Source organism: Arthrobacter sp. HMSC06H05, assembly GCF_001807395.1.
Classification (GTDB): Bacteria; Actinomycetota; Actinomycetes; order Actinomycetales; family Micrococcaceae; genus Pseudoglutamicibacter; species Pseudoglutamicibacter albus.
The window spans coordinates 31539-48713 of record NZ_KV789000.1 but is presented as its reverse complement, the minus strand read 5'-3'; the positions used below and the strand labels follow the sequence as shown (position 1 = coordinate 48713).

Sequence of the window (17175 nt, the reverse complement as noted above, 5' to 3'; positions counted from 1 at the left end):
CGGGCGGTTCGTGTGAACCGCCCGCCACTGGCGTGTAAAGGTTGTTGCTTATTCGGCGCTGTCTATTCGGCGCTGACTATTCTGCGCTGTCTACAAAGATCGTGGAGAAGTCCCGGTCCCCGCGGCTCGTCTCCTGAGCCGCATCTAGCGAACCCAGTGCGGCACGCACGGCAGGCATGTTCGCATCGAATGCATCCGCATCAACTCGGCCCTGCTCGTACAGCTCACCGAAACGCTCCGAGCCAGCCACGGCATCGAGCATCAACCGAGCGTCCTTAGCGATGGCGTCCACCGTGAAATCGCCGGGCGAACTCTCCCGCTCGCCTTCAACGAATGGGCGCTTCATGTTCGCGATGAAAGCCAAGCCAGTCGAATCCAGCATGTCGAGGGTTGCGGAACCGTCCAGGCCAGCGGCCGCACCCAGCGTCAGGGCCTCACGCAGGCCTTGCGCTGAAACCGCCAACGCGAGGTTAGCCAGCAATTTACCAGCGGTAGCCTTCTCGGCAGTATCGACCGGACGCAAACGCGCCGGATCAGCCCACACAGCCACCACATCGGCGGCCCGGGTGCGCAGGCCCTCATCCGGGGAGCCCACATACACGCCGAGCTTGCCGGCACGCGCCGGACCCAGCGTGCCCACCACCGGGGTTGCGACATAGCTCGGGACCGCGGCAGCGAACTCACGTGCATCAGCCAGCCCCACCGTCGTGGCATCAAGCCACGGGACACCATCCGGGATCAAGCCCGCGCCCGTGATGACCTCACGCACCACATCCGGGCCAAACAAGCATGAAACCACGATGTCCGCGCCAGCCACCGCATCAGCGGCAGACTCAGCGAGCACGGCACCCTCATCAACCAGCGGCTGGGCACGCTCGGCGGAGCGGTTCCACACCGTCACATCGTGATCAGCGAGCAACTTACGGGCAAGCTCGGTGCCCATCCGGCCAGTACCAAGAAAAGCAATCTTCATGCTTTCAGTCTCTCGCACTGCGGCGCTCACGCCAACAGTGATGCCAGCGCCCAACAGTCCCGGGACGCAGGTCTCCCCGGGTCTTGAGAAAGAAGACCCGGGGAGACCATGAACTCATGAGAGCTAGCGACTAGTGTCAGCAGCCGCATCCTGCATCGTTGGAGTCGCTGCCGTCGCTGGTGCAGCACATTTGCTGCTTCTCAGGTGGCGGGACATCCAGGACTGGGGAGCGGTCGAAGAAGCCTTCAGGCCGTAGCTTGAACCCGACGGTGTCTACCGGCATGATCGGCCAGTCTTCAGGCCGTGGGAAGTGGGTCAGGCCGAAGGTGTGCCATACGACGTTGCGTTGGGTATCGATATCGCGGTCGGCTTCGATCCACTGTTTGATGCCGTGCTTGCCCGGGTTCTGGTTCGGGTAGTCGCCGGTCGGGTACTTCTCTTCTTTCGCGTAGCGGGTCACCCAGAGCGCGTGGCACATCACGGTTGCGCGGCGGCCGATCGAGGAATCGTCGTGGTCGGCCAGCAAGACTGGGGTTCCTGCCGGGTGCAGTTTATAGGCCACGGGGTGGCCGAGCCGGTTGGTGGATTCTGGGTTGGAGATGACCCAGGCGCGGCCCACGGAGCCGTCCGGATCGCGTACCGCCTCGGATTCTTTAGCAAGCACGGTGCGTTTGCGGCTGAAGGCGTTACCGCGCGGGTTCTCTTCGGAGACCGGTACGCGGACGGCGTCTTCTTCTTCGATGCGGGACGGGCCGCCGTCCAGGGCGAAGTCGAGGCGCGCAGCGAACTGGTGCTGGTGGAACGGTGCACCCAGGCCTGGGGCGATTTCGCTGTTGTAGCGCGGGTCGCCCGTGAAGCCCGAGGTGAAGACGATGCCGGTGGCTTTCGCTTCGAACTCGATGTTGCCATCCAGGTAGAGGTACCAGTAGAAGCCGTAGTCGTAGTTACCTACCGTGGTGAAGATCGAGAACACCATGCGGCGGTTGCGGCGCGTGTAGGCGGTGCCTGCCCAGTCGTCGGTGTGCTTTGCTAGCAGCGAGTAGTCTTCCTCGTGCATGCAGATGCCGTTGGTGATGGTCACTGGCTTGCCGTCGTTATCAGCGATGGTGGGGGACAGGTAGGTGATGTCGCCCAGGCAGTCGCAACCGAGTTCGAGCGAGTTGGCGCACTGGCCGATGAGGTATTCGCCGGTGTCGAAGTAGTTCTGCCACGAACGGACCGGGCTCGGGTCGCCGTAGGGGACCACCATTTCGGCGATGGATGCGCGGTTGAGGATGCGGCGGCGGCCCTTGACCGGGTCGTCGAAGCACACGTTGTGCAGCACGAGGCCGTCGCGCATGTCGAATCCAACGTCCAGGCTCCAGCGTTCCCATTCGACGTGGTTGCCGTTGGTCACGGTGAAAGATGGACCTTCAGGCTGGGTGATGACGATCGGTTTCTGTGTTTCACGCAGCGGGTGCCCGGTGTCTTCCGGGGTCATGTAGTTACCGTGCTCTTCAGGGATCGGGTGGTCGAAGAAGTCGAGTACCTGCATGACTTCCTTGTTGCCCACATCGACGTATCCGAGCAGACCCTCGATTGGGCGTGCCCAGGCGGAGTCGGCTTCGTGTTCCTGTACGAAAGCAAGACCGCGAAGAACGCGTTTGCCGGATTCCTCCGGGTATTCGAACACGCCAGCGGACAGTGGGGCGACTCGCACGTTCTCGACTTTGAGGCCGCGCTTTTCGATCGCCGCGATCCACTCGGGGTGCTGGGAGAGCAGCGCCTCGACGATCGGGAACTCTTCCGCCAGGACCGGGAGCTCGCCGTATTCCTGGGTGTCGATTTCGTGGTGGCATTCAACGGTCCCGTTGGTCACGGACACGGTTGCGTCATAGGACTTCTGCTCTTGTGCGTCATACAGGTAGATGCGGACCAAACGGTTGACGGGGGCGTCTTCTGGCAGATCAAAATCAGGGTCAACCAGGCCGATGTAGGCCAGGCGGGTTGCTTCGCTGAACTTGCCTGCCTCGCGCAGGATGTTCACTGCGGTTTCCACTTCCGCTGGGGTCAGCAGAGTGTGATGCCCAGGGGTTGCGTTGGTGGGGGTGATGGTCTGCGACATGCTTTCTCCAATTCGACACGCGTGCGCCGGTGCGCCGGATGGCATGGTGGCGGGTCGCGCTTTCGTGCGGACCCGGGTTTTTCTATACTCGTAGAGAATAAATGTGATTCGGGTTACATGCAAGTGATCTGGAGCATGTGAATCGGTTCGGTTTTACGGCCGCGTAACTATATGTTTTTGCTTAAACGCGCATCGGGCGGTTGGAAGGATGTCATGCCTAAAGTTGTTGATCATCAAGCCCGCAGGGAGCACATCGTCGATGCCGCGTGGGCGCTCATTGGGCGCGAAGGTTTCGATGCCGCCACGATGCGCGATATCGCCGCCGAGGCCGGCTTCGCCAATGGCGCGATCAAGCCCTATTTCGGGACCAAGCGCGAACTTTTGGAGGCCGTGTATGAATCCGCGGTGGACAGGACCAACGCCCGCGCGCGCCGGGCGTGCACACAACGTACGGGCCGCGCGGCGATCGAGGCGTTCGCTAGGGAAGTGCTTCCGCTGACTCCGGAGTCCCGAGAGGAAGCCGCCGGCGTGGTGGCCTTCTGGGGTGCCGCGGCAGACAGCCCCGAGCTCAAAGCCATTCACGAGCGCGCGATGCGGCGCTGGCGTGAACGCGTAGCCGAATGGTTCATGCAGGCTCAAGTGGCCGGCGAGTTCAGGTCCGCGCTGCGCCCGCATAAGGCCGCCGATGCGCTCGTGACCTTTCTTCTGGGTGCCCAAGTCATGCTCACGATGGAACCGCAGAGCACTCGACCCGAATCTTTGACCGCACAGCTGCACGTGCTCCTTGACGGTTTCTCTCGTGACACAGAAACCCCAACGACGTAGATTGAGCCCTATTATGTGGCCTATGTCACCTATGCAGAAAACTGAGCCAGCCAACCGCGCTGGAACTCATCGCGCGATCACGGGCACGCCGATCACCCGCACGTTCGTCGAGTGGCAGCGGGCGTCGTCGCAGGCCTTCGTGCCGCTGCATGCTCACGCGACCCGCGGTGGCGACTTCAGCGGCAAGCTCACCAGCTTTCAGCACCCCGCCGCATCGGCCATCCGCATCGACGCGTCCGCGCACGCCGTGGAACGCACCCCGGAACTGATCTCCGCGGGCGGGGGAGGGATGCTCAAATTCACCCTCCAAGAGGCGGGGCGGTCCTACCTGATCCAGGGAAGCCGCGAACTTGAACTGACCCCAGGGCGGCTCGCGGTCTATGACACCTCAGAGCCGTACACGATGGTCGTGGACGATGATTCGAGCATGCTCATCGTGATGCTCCCATACGCCCGCCTGTCCGCCCCGGCACGCAACCTGACCGCGGTGGCGCTGGGCGAAAACGGCGGAATGTCCGATGTCGTGGCCCCGCTGCTTGCGGGACTTTCGCGCCGCATCGCACAGCAAGATGCCGCAGGCGGGCGGCAGGACGCGGCAGGGTTGGCGGCGTTGTGCGCTCATTCCGTGGGGCTACTGGATGCGATGTGCCGTGACCAGGCCGAGCGGGACCTCGGCAGCGAAGCGATCGCGGACTCCGCGCTGGCGGCCGTGCGTGCCACGATCGAGGCGAAACTGCGCGACCCATCGTTGACCCCGGCCACACTCGCGCAGGCGCACTTCATGTCCGTGAGGCAGCTCTACACGATCTTCGAGCCGATGGGCGTGCCAGTAGCAACCTGGATCAGGACCCGCCGGCTTGAAGAAGCCCGCAAAGAAATCCAAGACCCCGCGCACGCCTCGGTTCCCGTGTCCCACATCGGGGCGCGCTGGGGCTTCCCGGAAGCCGCGCACTTCTCGCGGGCCTTCAAAACCGAATTCGGGCAAACCCCAACCCAAGCCCGCCAAAAAATGCGGGCGCCGCGCTGAGTACGTGGGCGCCGAGCTAGCCCCGGCGCTGAGCTGACTCTGCAAGGGAATGCAAGGCGTGTGCACGGGAATGCTAGCTGAGCTGGCCCTCACGCGAGCAAGATGGTGAGCTATATCACATGTTGTCCTTAGGCGGCCGCAGTCTCTTCCGTATCGAAGGTTACCGCGGTCCCATCTTTTGAGTGAGGTGCCCTCATGACAGCTGAAACGACGGGGTCCGCTAAAACGCCGCACGTAATAGAGCCAGGTTCGCTGGATACCAGCATCAGCCGACAGCTCAACAGTGACGAACCGAACGGCCAACCACCGGCATCCAAGCGCATCGGGACGGTTTCGCTCGCGCTCATGATCATCGCGGCCTCAGCGCCGTTGACGGTGCTCGCAGGTGGCGTGAGCTCCAACTATGCCGTGACCGGCCTGCTCGGTGTCCCGCTGAGCTTCCTCATACTCGGCGTGGTCCTCGCGCTGTTCGCAGTCGGCTACGCAGCCCTATCAGCGCGCGTACGCACCGCCGGCGCTTTCTACGCATATGTGGCTCGCGGACTCGGCCGCGTCACCGGTGTTTCCGCTGCGTGGGTCGCGCTGCTGGCCTATAACGCGATGCAGGTCGGCATCTACGGAATGTTCGGCTTCGCATCGGCAGACACGTTCAACGCACTGTTCAGCATCGACGTCCCATGGTGGGTCTACGCGCTCGCCGGCTGGGTGATCGTGGGCATCCTCGGCGTCAACTCGGTAGACCTCTCCGCGAAGGTCCTCGGAATCCTCGTGGTCATCGAGTTCATCATCGTGATCATCTACGACATCTTCGCGGTCGTCGACGCACCAGCAGGCCTGTCCGCTGACGGCTTCCAGTTCGGTGACTTCTTCGCACCAGGCGTGGGCGCGGTACTCGCGTTCTCGATGGCGGCGTTCATGGGCTTCGAATCCGGCTCCGTCTATGTCGAAGAGGTCAAGGACCCAGAAAACACGGTCCGCCGCGCAACCTTTGGCGCCGTCATTGCTGTAGCGATCTTCTACGCGATCTCCGCATGGGCAATGATCATGGCGCTCACCCCAGAAAACACCGTCGCAGAAGCCGGGGAACAAGGCCCAGGCGTGGTGTTCTCACTGCTCGGGGCGCACGTGCCGAACTTCCTAGTGATCTTCGCCCAAGTCATGTTCGTGACCTCGCTCATCGCAGCACTCATCTCCTTCCACAACGTCGTAGCCCGCTACCTGCGCACCCTGGCACGCGAAGGCGCGATGCCTAAGTTCCTCGCGATCTCACTCGGCCGCGGCCAAGCCCCAGCGCTAGGTTCCATCTGCCAGTCCTCGATCGCGCTCGCCGTGCTCATCATCTTCGCTGTCGTCGGTTCAGGTTCGGAAGACCCGGTCATGTTCCCGGTCTTGACGCTGTTCACGTGGCTGACCAACCTCGGCTCCTTCGGTCTCATCGCGCTCATGGCTGTCACGAGCTTCGCGGCCATGGCCTACCTCGGAACCAACGCGCGGGATCTCTCGATGTGGACCAGGTTCGTTGCCCCACTGCTTGCTGGCCTGAGCCTGAGCGGGATCGTGGTGCTCATCATCACGAACTTCTCCTTCCTCGTAGGAATCTCTGAAACCAGCCCACTGAACTGGATCCTCCCAGGCCTCGTTGTTCTTGCCGCACTCTTCGGTGGCATCTGGGCGGCATGGCTGCGCTCGGCCCACCCAGAGCGCTACCTCAAGCTTGGTGGCGGCGAGGCCGCGGAATTCGAATGGAGAACATCCACCCAGGAGTGAAAACGGCGCAATCGAAATCACAACGCAGCTGAAACCGCCACAACTGAAACCACAGTGCAACTGAAACCGCAGCGCAGCTGAAACCAGCCCGTCTGAACAGGCTTCGCAGTGCGCGAAACGTTTCAGATCGTTCTTTCCCGCAAGCGCGGGATAGATTTAAAGACATACACGTGAGACTCGCCTCACACCGCTGAGCCTCATACAGACAAGGAGTGTCATGACTACCGAAAACGTCACCTACGCGACCGTCGAAGAACTTCGCGCGGCGTTCGATCTTCCAAGCGAGGGTCGTGAAATCAAGGACCCCGCAACGGGCGAACTTGTTGGCTACGCACCAGAACCAACCGTTGAGGACCTCGACCGCGCTGTGGTCAAGGCCCGTGAAGCGCAGAAGTCCTGGGCCGCTAAGTCCTTTGAGGAGCGCGCCAACGTCATGATGGCTGTTGCCGATGCGCTCGATGAGAACGCCGAGCAGCTGGCGCAGTTGCTCTCCCGTGAGCAGGGCAAGCCGCTCAACGGCCCGAACGCCCGCTTCGAGGTCGGCGCGTGCTCCGCATGGCTGCGTGCGACCGCCGCGATCGAAGTCAAGCCAGAGGTCCTTTTCGATGATGAGTCCGGCAAGGCTGAACTGCACTGGCGCCCGCTCGGCGTGGTCGGTGCGGTTGGCCCGTGGAACTGGCCGATGATGATCACGATGTGGCAGATCGCCCCGAACCTCAAGATGGGCAACGCGACCGTGATCAAGCCATCCGAATACACCCCGCTTTCGGTGCTCGCGATGGTTAGCGTGATGAACCGTGTTCTGCCAGAAGGCCTCGTGCAGGTCATCGCTGGTGGCCGCGACGTAGGTGAGGCGTTCACCGCGCACAAGGACATCGACAAGATCATGTTCACCGGGTCGATCGAAACCGGTAAGGCGATCGCGAAGGCCTCCGCTGAAACCCTCAAGCGCGTAACGCTGGAACTCGGCGGTAATGACGCCGGCATCGTCCTCGATGACGTCGACCCGGCCGCTATCGCTGAAGACCTGTTCTGGGGCGCGTTCATCAACACGGGCCAGACCTGCGCGGCCCTGAAGCGCCTCTACGTTCCGGATTCGATCTATGACGAGGTTGTTGAGGAGCTGCGCAAGGTCGCTGAAGCGATGCCGATGGGCGTGGGCCTGGGCGAAGAGAACGTGCTCGGCCCGCTGCAGAACCAGATGCAGCTCGATGTGGTCAAGCGTTTGGTGCAAGCCGCTAAGGATGGTGGCGCGCGCATCGTGACCGGTGGGGAAGAACGCCCAGCTGACGAGGCTGGTTTCTTCTACCCAGCCACCCTGGTTGCTGATATCGACAACGACAACCCGCTGGTCGCTGAAGAGCAGTTCGGCCCGGCTCTGCCGATCATTCGTTACACGGATGTTGAGGAGGCCATCGAGATGGCCAACGGGCTTGAGGTGGGCCTCGGCTCCTCCGTGTGGTCCTCGAACCGTGAGCGTGCGCTCGAGGTCGCCAACCGCCTCGAGGCAGGCACCACCTGGATCAACAAGCACGGTGCGATCGACCCGCGCATGCCGTTCGGTGGCGCGAAGCAGTCCGGCTACGGCGTCGAGTTCGCTCTGGAAGGCCTCAAGGAGGTCGCCCAGCCGCACGTCATCAACTACTGATCGCGTGGCTCGGCGCACGCTAGTTGGCCGGCGTAGCTAGGCGGCGCCGGCACGGCTAGGTTGCATGCAGGTCGATGCGGTGTAGGCGCCGTTTGCGCCGCACGTGAGCGCATACAAAAGGGGTTTTAGGGAACCTGAAAGGATTCCTTAAAACCCCTTTCTGTGTCTCAACGGTGATTTAGCTGTGCTTAATGGAAGCTATGAAAAGTGATGTAGCGCATATTCGTTCTGGAAATTTGGGTACAATCAACCATCATCAAGAACAGTTCGTCCAAGGAATCCTCGAGATAAGCTTCAATCTTTCGAAAACGGCTGATCCTTGGCGAACCTATGTGACAAAGTTCACATCACACTCTCCTCTTTGACACGACGGGAAGTAAAACTATGAAGCGCACTCGCGTAGCATCCCTTGCGGCAGTAGCCGCGATCGCAGCTCTCGGGCTCTCGGCCTGCTCCGGTGACGGCTCGGGTAGTGGAGGTTCCGGAGGCTCCGGCGGTGAAAAGAAGAAGGTCGACATCGTCCAGTTCGTAAAGCACCCGTCGCTTGACGCAGCGAACAAGGGCTTCCAGAAGGGCCTGAAGGACAACGGCATCGACGCTGAGATCAAGGAATACAACGCACAGGGTGAAGCCGCGAACAACGCCCAGATCGGCTCCCAGGTCGCAACCAGCAAGTCTGACCTGATCCTCGCTATCGCGACCCCGAGCGCACAGGTGCTCTCGCAGGCAGTCAAGAACCGCCCGATCCTCTTCACCGCGGTCACTGACCCAGTTGACTCCAAGCTCGTCGATTCGCTCGAAAAGCCAGGCAAGAACGTCACCGGAACCTCGGACGCCAACCCGGTCAAGGAACAGCTCGAACTGCTGAAGCAGATCGACCCAGACGCCAAGAAGATCGGCATCGTCTACTCCTCGGCAGAACAGAACTCCAAGGTTCAGGTTGACTGGGCTCAAGATGCTGCTAGCGAGCTCGGCTTGACCGTGGAAACCAAGGCGATCTCCGCATCCTCCGAGGTATCTCAGGCCGCAAGCTCGATGAACGTTGACGCGTTCTACGTGCCAACTGACAACATGGTTGTCGCCTCCCTTGAATCCCTCCTGAAGGTCGCAGAGAACAAGAAGATCCCAGCGATCGCCGCCGAAGGCGACTCCGTCAAGCGTGGCGCAACCGCGACCGTGGGTATCAACTACGAAAAGCTCGGCGAACAGACCGGCGCGATGGCCGCGAAGGTCCTCAAAGGCGAAGCCAAGCCGGAAGACATGGCGGTTGAAACCCAGGAGGAATACGACCTCTACGTCAACGAGACCTCCGCAAAGAAGTCCGGCATCGAACTTCCAAAGGAACTCGTAGAGAAGGCAGCCGAAAAATACTGATCCTCGCAAGGATCACACACCCTGACGTGAAGCTCGGCCCGCCCACCTAACTTCACTGAAGACAACAGCGGCGGTGCAGGGAGCAGTACACAGCCCTCTGCACCGCCGAACTGTGAGAACATCACCACGCACGCAGGAGCACACACCATGTTTTTCAGCGACATGCTGGAGCAGATGCCTTCCGCAATGGAGCTCGGACTGATCTATGCCATCGCAGCCCTCGGGGTCTACCTGACCTTTCGCGTCCTCGGTTTCCCTGACCTGACCGTCGACGGTTCCTTCACTACCGGCGGCGCCACCGCGGCAACCGCCATCGTTGCTGGCATGCCGCCGTGGCTCGCGATGGTCATGGCGTTCTGCGCTGGCGCTATCGCGGGCGCTTTGACCGGCATTCTGCACACCAAAGGTAAGATCGACGGCCTTCTCGCGTCCATCATCATGATGATCGCGCTGTACTCGATCAACCTGCACATCATGGACAACTCGGCCGCCAAGCCGCTCCTCGGTGAAGAAACCATCCTGACCCCGCTCGAAGAAAACGGCCTGCTGCGTGACGACTGGGGAGGGTCCGGCCTGATGCTCCTCGGTGTTTTGGGGATCTCGTTCCTGCTCATCTGGTTCCTGCACACCCGCACGGGTCTCGCGTTGCGTGCAACCGGTAACAACAGCCAGATGGCAACCTCGTTCCGCGTCAACACGGACAACCAGAAGATCCTAGGGCTTGCGATCTCCAACGGCCTGGTCGCGGTCTCAGGCTCGATGCTCGCCCAGTACCAGGCGATCGCGGACGCGACGATGGGTATCGGCTTGATCGTGATCGGCCTGGCTTCCGTGATTGTTGGCCAGGCGATCTTCGGTCAGCGTCGCGTATGGCAAGCGGTGCTCGCGTGTGTTGCAGGTGCGATCATCTACCGTCTGGTTCTGCAGATCGCGCTCGGTGCCGGCTTGCCGTCCTCGGACATGAAGCTCGCCTCTGCGGTGCTCGTGGTGGTCGCACTGCTGCTGCCGCGGCTTGAGATTTTCAAGAAGCTCAAGGCACGTAAGATGCGCCGCGAACAAGCCGAGGTCGAATCCGGCCTCCCAGACGATACAGACACCCACGCCGATGCCGCGGGCACCGCACGCGCTGACGCTCAGGCATAAGGAGAGAAGCATGCTTGAAATTCAGAACCTCTCCCGCACGTTCTTCCCGGGAACAGTCAACGAACGAAGAGCCCTGCGCAACATCAACCTGACCCTTAATAACGGTGACTTTGTGACCGTGATCGGGTCTAACGGTGCAGGTAAGTCGACGTTGCTGAACATGATCGGTGGACGGTTGCGTCCGGATACCGGCAAGGTTGTGATCAACGGCAAGGACGTCACCAAGATCAAGGAACATAAGCGTGCCTTGTGGGTTTCTCGGGTGTTCCAGGACCCGATGGCCGGTACCGCCCCGGAACTGACGATCGAAGAGAACCTTTCGGTCGCGGTCTCCCGTGTTCGGAACCGCGGGCTGCAGTTGGCGGTATCCGGTAAGGACCGCGCACAGTTTAGGACCGCGCTGGAAACTCTCGAGCTCGGCCTCGAGAACCGCATGAGGACCCCGGTCGGGCTGCTGTCCGGTGGTCAGCGTCAGGCTCTCAGCCTGCTCATGGCGACCATGACGCATCCGCAGATCCTACTGCTGGATGAGCACACCGCGGCACTGGATCCGCAGCGTGCAGCGCTCGTATCGCGCTTGACAGGCGAAATCGTGGAACGCGATCAGCTCACCACACTCATGGTGACCCACAACATGGAGCAAGCGATCCAGTTGGGCAACAGGCTGATCATGATGCACGACGGCCAGATCATCCTCGAACTCGACGGCGAAGCGAAGAAGAACGCAACCGTCTCCAGCCTGCTCGCAGAGTTCGACAAGATCGGTGGTGAACTCTCCGACCGCGCGCTGCTTGCCTAACAACCGACGAGGTGGCGCAGACGAGGTAACTGGCGCGGATGGTGCTGTGGTACTTCGCGGATGATGCCGTGGTATTTACTGACCGAGCGTGCGGCGCGGTATCTTGAGGAGTATGCCCACACAGTCTGTTAAGCGTGGCCAGCGTGCGGCCATGAACCCCGCCGTGAAAATCGGTGCGCTGGTGCTCGGTGCGATCGTTGTCGTAGCGGTCCTGGTGCTTGTTGCCCGCGGCCTGCGGAGCCTGGATGCGGTTGAAGAGTTCATTCAACGCTACCCAGGAACCTCTAAGCCGCCGGCGTTCAGCGAGCCAGGGTTTCCGTTGTGGGTGCGTATTACGCACTACTTGAACTTCCTGTTCATCCTGCTCTTGATGCGTTCGGGTATGCAGAAACGGGCGATCGGCGCACGCAAGCATCCCGCGTACTGGACCCCGAGCAAGCGCGGCGGACGTAAGATCCCGTTCTTGCTGTGGTGGCACCAGTTCGTGGATGTTCTGTGGGTCGCCAACGGCATCGTCTATGTTGTGTTGCTGTTCTCCACCGGACGCTGGGGCCGGATGGTGCCGACTAGTTGGGACGTGTTCCCGAACGCGATCTCCGCGGGCCTGCAGTACCTTTCGCTGGATTGGCCTCTGACTGAATCGTGGGCGGCCTATAACTCGCTGCAGCTTTTGGCGTACTTCGTGATCGTGTTCATCGCAGCGCCGCTTGCGATCATCTCCGGCCTGAGGCTTTCCAGTTTCTGGCCTAAGGATGCTCCACGCTTGAACAAGATCGTCTCAGCCAAGGTTGCGCGCGGTCTGCACTTCCCGGTCATCCTCGTGTTCATTGCCTTCGTGGTGTTCCACGTGTTCCTCGTGTTCACGACCGGGATGCGGCAGAACCTCAACCACATGTTCGCAGGCACCGCCGATACCTCGTGGGTCGGTTTCTGGGGCTTCGTGATCTCGACCGTGATCGCCATCGGTTTGACGGCGGCCGCGACCACGCCGGTTCTGCGGCCGATCGCCGCAACCCACGGCAAAGTCACGACGCGTTAGTTCGCGGTCGCGTGAACTAACGCGATGATTTCTGCAAGCCGCGCAGGCGTCATACCGGTGAGGGTTTCGCGGATGATGAGCCCGTCGCGTCCGGTGATCGCCGCGGTGTGTGGGATGCCGAGGGTCGCCAGCCCCGCGTTGACGGCGGAGGTTGTTCCGGGTGTTGAGTCTTCGATCGCGATAACCCGCTCTGCAGGTAGCTCTAGCCCCGTGGCTTCACGCAGCAGGCGCAGACCCTGAAGGTAGGGTTCAGGTTCTGGCTTGTGCGGATGCACCGTGTCTCCTGTGACGATCGCTTGGAAGGGGTTGTGTCCCAGCACCTCGATGAAAGCGCTCGAAAGAGGCGTCTCAGACATCGTGACCAGCGCTTGCGGAACACCCGCCTCGCTCAGCGCCTCAAGCAGTTCGCGGGCGCCTGGCCGCCACGGGATCCCGTGTTCGCGCACACCGGCGGCAACCTCGGTGATGAGGTGGTCGATGATCTGTCGAACAGACAAATCAAGCCCAGCATCTCGCATCTTCGCAGCCGCAGTGGGTAGGGAAGCACCGACGAAATCCTCGACGTCCTGCTGCGTCCACGGCGCGCCTGCCCGCTGCATGAGCGAGATCTCAGCGCGGCCCCACAGCGGATCGGAATCGATGAGGGTGCCGTCCATGTCCCACAAGACTGCCGCTGGTACCTGCATACTCACGTTTCACTCTCACTTGTGCTGTAGCCGCCGACGCGGTGGTGTGGTTCCGGTTCGGCCTGCCCCAATTCTAGTGAAGGCAAAGCCTATGGGAAGGCCCGGTTAAAGCTCTGCGGGGGTATGGGATGAATTCCCATACCCCCGCAGTCGCTGGTGGCGAAGCGCTAGTCCACGTTCGTGATCCCTATGCGCTGATGTGCCAGCGTTCTCTTGCCAATGATTCAGTGCAAGTGGTTACTTGCCTGGGATCACCTGTGCGCGAGAACCCTTCTGCTTGTCGTTGCCACCCTTGAGGTTGCCGGTGCGGTTGTTCAGGTGCAGAACCAGGAGATCCTTGGCTGCGTCATTGACCAGAACTGGTGCGGCCGAGCCCTGAACCGAGGTGACGAGCAGGCCGTCGGTGCGGTTCGCGATAGCTGGCTTGGTTGCATCGAACTCGATCCAGTCGGTCTCGTCAACCGCGGCGAGGCGGCCGTCCTCGTCAACGTTGTAACGGGACCACGAGCTGACCTTGTAACGCAGCTTTGAGGCCTCGTCCTTGGTGAGTCCAAGTTCCTTGAGGGCTACCGGGAATACTGCAACGTTCGAATCGAAGGTTGCTGGGTCCTGGTTACCAACGAGGTCGTTGACTGGGCGCAGATCGATGTTCTTACCGGTCTGGGAGTGGACGGTAGTCACGAGGTCCAGATCGAGCTTGTTGATACGAGTGTTGAACATCTCGTAGTCAGCTTTGCCGTCACCGTCGATGTCGAGTTCGATGTTGAACTCGGTAGCGGTGGACATGCGTGCCCAGTTGCCCCAAGTGGAGATACCGATACCCAAGACCGCGTCATCCAAACCGGTGACTGGTGCGGTCGTGGTTGCACCTACGTACTGCAGGTCCATTTCACGGCCGCCTGGAACCTTGTCGAGCTCCTTGCCCTGACGGTCAGAGCTTGCACCGAGTTCAAGGAGCGCTGCCTTCGAGATGAAGGCCTCGTTGCGGGAACCGGAGTCGGCGTCTGCGCCGCGGAAGCGTACAGTGCCGCGGTCGCCGCGTACCTTGGCCAGCTGAGCGGTAGCGTTACCGGCTGGCTTAGGTGCCGAGGTGACAGGCACGCGCAGGGTTGGCTGGGTCGAGGACGTGAACTCTACACGGCCGGTGGTGTCTGCAACGTATGCACGTGGCAGGTCCATCTGCATCGCGTCCATGGTTGGATCCATGGTGCGTGTCATCGCGTTCTTATCGAAGGACACGGTGACCTTGACATGTGCGACGCCCTTGGAAGGAACCGAGACGCGGTCCTTATCGAGGGAGACCTTGACACCCTTCTGTTGGGTTGCGCCCTTGTAGGCGACGTTGTAGGTCTGTGCACGGGTGGTCAGGTTGCGGACCTCGATCGTCTTGGTGACGGAATCGGTGTCCTTGACAACCTCAACTACACCGAAGTTCGCGGAGACGAGGTCCTTGCGGTCCTTGTCGTAAGCGATGACCGGGGTCTTCAAAGCAGCATCAGCCATGACACGGCCGGAACCAACACGGTTAGGGCTGTAGATGTTCTTGCCCTTCTTGATGTCGGCTGCCGCGGTGTTCATCACGATGTTCTTGATCTCGGTTGGGCTGTAGTTGCCGTTAGCCGCCACCAGTGCGGAAACACCTGCGGTGTATGGGGTGGCCATCGAGGTACCGGTCATGGTCAGAGCACCGTTACCCATCGCGACACCTGCGGAAGGAATCGAGGTACCTGGTGCTGCGATGTCTGGCTTCACGATGGAATCCGAGCCGTGCAGACCACGCGAGGAGGACGGAGCCAGGGTATCGAGAGCGTTCGTGTTGATCGCCATCGAAGACGTCTTCTCAGGATCAACGGTGACCTCGAGCTCGCCCTTCTTAGCGGCATCAAGCAGAGCCTCGGAACCGGACTTGTTCAGCTGAACGCCTGGGATCTTCGAGTTACCGGCGATGCCGGAGGTGAAGACTTCGCTCGGGCCATCCAGGATAACGCCCTTGGCGCCTGCGGCGGTTGCGTTGTCAAAGCGTGCCTTGGAGCCGCATTCGAAGGTCTCACCGGTTGGGTCATCCGACCAGTGCAGCCATACCCACTTGCCCTTGAGCGAGTCATCGCCGGTGAGCGCGGAGCAACCGGTGGTCTTAGGGCCGGCTTTAGGGACGACAACCTGACCTGACTCTGCCTTCTTCCATGGGTAGGAGCCGGAGAGCTGGCCTGGGTAGTCCTTAGCGCGGTTCTTAGGCTTGGTCACGGTGACCGCGTCAGCCGCGGCCTGGGAGCCCACCGAGTTAGCGACGGTGAGAGCGGATGAGGCAACGCCTGGCGCGCCACCGATGTCGGTGATGTCGCCGGAGTTACCGGAAGCGATGACGGTCAGGATGCCTTGATCGGTGAGCGCGTTGACCATGTCTGCTTCAGGGTCATCGGCCGGGCTGTTGGTCGAGCCCAGCGACATGTTGACGATCTGTGCACGGTCAGAGAAGTCGCCGTCGCCGTTCGGGTCGAGCACGCGGTCGAGTGCCTCGCCGACAACGTTGGTCGAGCCTTCGCAACCGAACACACGCAGGCCAACGATGCCGGCTTCCGGAGCGGCGCCCGGGCCGATGCGCATAGCGTTGACGAGGTCATCGTTGAGGGACTGGTAGTCGCCGCGGAAGGTCTTGCCGTCCTTATCGACGCCGTAGCCGGCAGCGGTTCCCGCTACGTGGGTTCCGTGGCCGCCGATTTCGCAGTCAAGCGGGTTGGAGTCTGGCTGAGGCCAGGAGAAGAAAGAAGCCGCGTTATAGTCATCGCCAACGAGGTCCCAGCCGCCCTTGTACTTCTTAGGGTCGTAGAGGCCGGACTTCGCGGATGGCATGTCGTTGGAAGCCTTAGCTTCCTTGTAGGCTTCCTTGGTGCCTGGGCCACCGAAAGCTGCGTGGGTGTAGTCCACGCCGGAGTCGATGACAGCGATCGTGACACCCTTACCGGTCTGGTGCTGTGCCGCCCAAGCCTGGACTGCGCCGGTGTCGATGACGGTGCCCTTGTTTTCACGGGTCTTCGGGATGATCGCGGAGATCTTCACGACGTCGTCACGCTTTGCGAGATCACGCAGACGGCTCGCTTCACCCTGGAGGGCTACACCTGGCAGAGCGTTCGTGGTCTTGTAGAGGACCTTGGACTGGGACTGCTGTGCAGCCGAATCAGCCTTGGACTGGATTTCCTTGCGGACCTGGCGGACCTTAGCAACGTTCTTGACAGGGCGCTTCTTGCCGGTACGAACCTGGACTGGCTGGGAGAGTTCGTAAGCACCCTTGCCAGTGAACTGAACGTAGACGGAAGCCTGACCTTCCATGTCGGCCAGTGAGCCCTGGATCTTCAGCTTGGCCAGCTTGTCTAGGTCAAGGTCAGAAGGCTTGAGCTTATTCTTATCTACCTTGTCCTTGCTCTGGCTGAGCGAGTCTGATTTGGCTGCTGGGTTCATAAATGACGATGCGTTAGCGGCTGGGATTGACCCCATAGTTAACGCAGCACCCACAGCCAGCGCGGCGGCACCGCGTGCAACGCGGCGCGTTTTGCTGTTTTTCAAGAGAGCTCCTCAAGAGTGCTTTGAGTATTGTGAATAGATTTGTGTTGATGGGAACAAGGCTGTGAACATCATGTGCGTAATGTCACATCAACACTGATGAGATTTCTCTAAACCGCGAGTAATGTCAAGGCGAATCTATGATTCTATGCAAAGGCTATGAAAAGGCTGTGGTGTAGCCAAGATAGTTTACGTGTCACTTTTATCAAAAACCCCGACTTTCCAGGTTTTT

12 protein-coding genes are annotated in these 17175 nt (G+C 61.0%); 8 read left to right on the top strand and 4 right to left on the bottom strand.

Annotation, left to right across the window (positions count from 1 at the left end; translation table 11 throughout):
• Positions 1-76: 76 nt before the first annotated feature.
• Positions 77-991, bottom strand: a complete 915-nt coding sequence (locus HMPREF3160_RS08770) for an NAD(P)-dependent oxidoreductase (RefSeq protein WP_256174323.1) — start codon at positions 989-991, stop codon at positions 77-79.
• A 118-nt stretch (positions 992-1109) separates the two neighbouring features.
• Entirely contained in the window at positions 1110-3077 is a 1968-nt protein-coding gene (locus tag HMPREF3160_RS08765) for a primary-amine oxidase (RefSeq protein WP_052048491.1), read from the bottom strand.
• Between the two features lie 213 nt (positions 3078-3290).
• Between HMPREF3160_RS08765 and HMPREF3160_RS08760 the strand changes: the two genes are divergently transcribed.
• The 8 genes from HMPREF3160_RS08760 (at position 3291) to HMPREF3160_RS08725 (ending at position 12699) form a co-directional block, all read left to right on the top strand.
• Positions 3291-3902 carry a TetR/AcrR family transcriptional regulator gene (locus HMPREF3160_RS08760; RefSeq protein ID WP_070508053.1) on the top strand — a complete coding sequence of 204 codons (612 nt, stop codon included), beginning with the start codon at positions 3291-3293 and terminating at the stop codon, positions 3900-3902.
• Between the two features lie 22 nt (positions 3903-3924).
• Positions 3925-4929 carry an AraC-like ligand-binding domain-containing protein gene (locus tag HMPREF3160_RS08755; RefSeq protein ID WP_176744729.1) on the top strand — a complete coding sequence of 335 codons (1005 nt, stop codon included), beginning with the start codon at positions 3925-3927 and terminating at the stop codon, positions 4927-4929.
• 195 nt (positions 4930-5124) lie between these two features.
• A complete protein-coding gene (locus HMPREF3160_RS08750) occupies positions 5125-6696 on the top strand; it encodes an APC family permease (protein WP_083285587.1) in 1572 nt (523 codons plus the stop codon).
• A gap of 217 nt (positions 6697-6913) precedes the next feature.
• A complete protein-coding gene (locus HMPREF3160_RS08745) occupies positions 6914-8344 on the top strand; it encodes an aldehyde dehydrogenase family protein (RefSeq protein ID WP_035756445.1) in 1431 nt (476 codons plus the stop codon).
• A gap of 384 nt (positions 8345-8728) precedes the next feature.
• Positions 8729-9718 carry an ABC transporter substrate-binding protein gene (locus tag HMPREF3160_RS08740; protein ID WP_070508051.1) on the top strand — a complete coding sequence of 330 codons (990 nt, stop codon included), beginning with the start codon at positions 8729-8731 and terminating at the stop codon, positions 9716-9718.
• A 174-nt stretch (positions 9719-9892) separates the two neighbouring features.
• Positions 9893-10861 (top strand): ABC transporter permease, encoded by a 969-nt coding sequence (locus tag HMPREF3160_RS08735; protein WP_070508068.1) that lies wholly within the window; start codon positions 9893-9895, stop codon positions 10859-10861.
• A 10-nt stretch (positions 10862-10871) separates the two neighbouring features.
• Positions 10872-11660, top strand: a complete 789-nt coding sequence (locus tag HMPREF3160_RS08730) for an ABC transporter ATP-binding protein (protein ID WP_070508050.1) — start codon at positions 10872-10874, stop codon at positions 11658-11660.
• Positions 11661-11772: 112 nt separating this feature from the next.
• On the top strand, positions 11773-12699 hold the full coding sequence (locus HMPREF3160_RS08725; RefSeq protein ID WP_083285586.1) for a cytochrome b/b6 domain-containing protein: 927 nt from the start codon (positions 11773-11775) through the stop codon (positions 12697-12699).
• On the opposite strand, the gene HMPREF3160_RS08720 is transcribed toward HMPREF3160_RS08725, so the two are convergent.
• Both HMPREF3160_RS08720 and HMPREF3160_RS08715 read right to left on the bottom strand, forming a co-directional pair.
• Positions 12696-13385 carry an HAD family hydrolase gene (locus tag HMPREF3160_RS08720; RefSeq protein WP_070491806.1) on the bottom strand — a complete coding sequence of 230 codons (690 nt, stop codon included), beginning with the start codon at positions 13383-13385 and terminating at the stop codon, positions 12696-12698. The genes HMPREF3160_RS08725 and HMPREF3160_RS08720 overlap by 4 nt on opposite strands.
• Before the next feature lie 237 nt (positions 13386-13622).
• On the bottom strand, positions 13623-16946 hold the full coding sequence (locus HMPREF3160_RS08715) for a S8 family peptidase (protein WP_070491805.1): 3324 nt from the start codon (positions 16944-16946) through the stop codon (positions 13623-13625).
• Positions 16947-17175 lie beyond the last annotated feature (229 nt).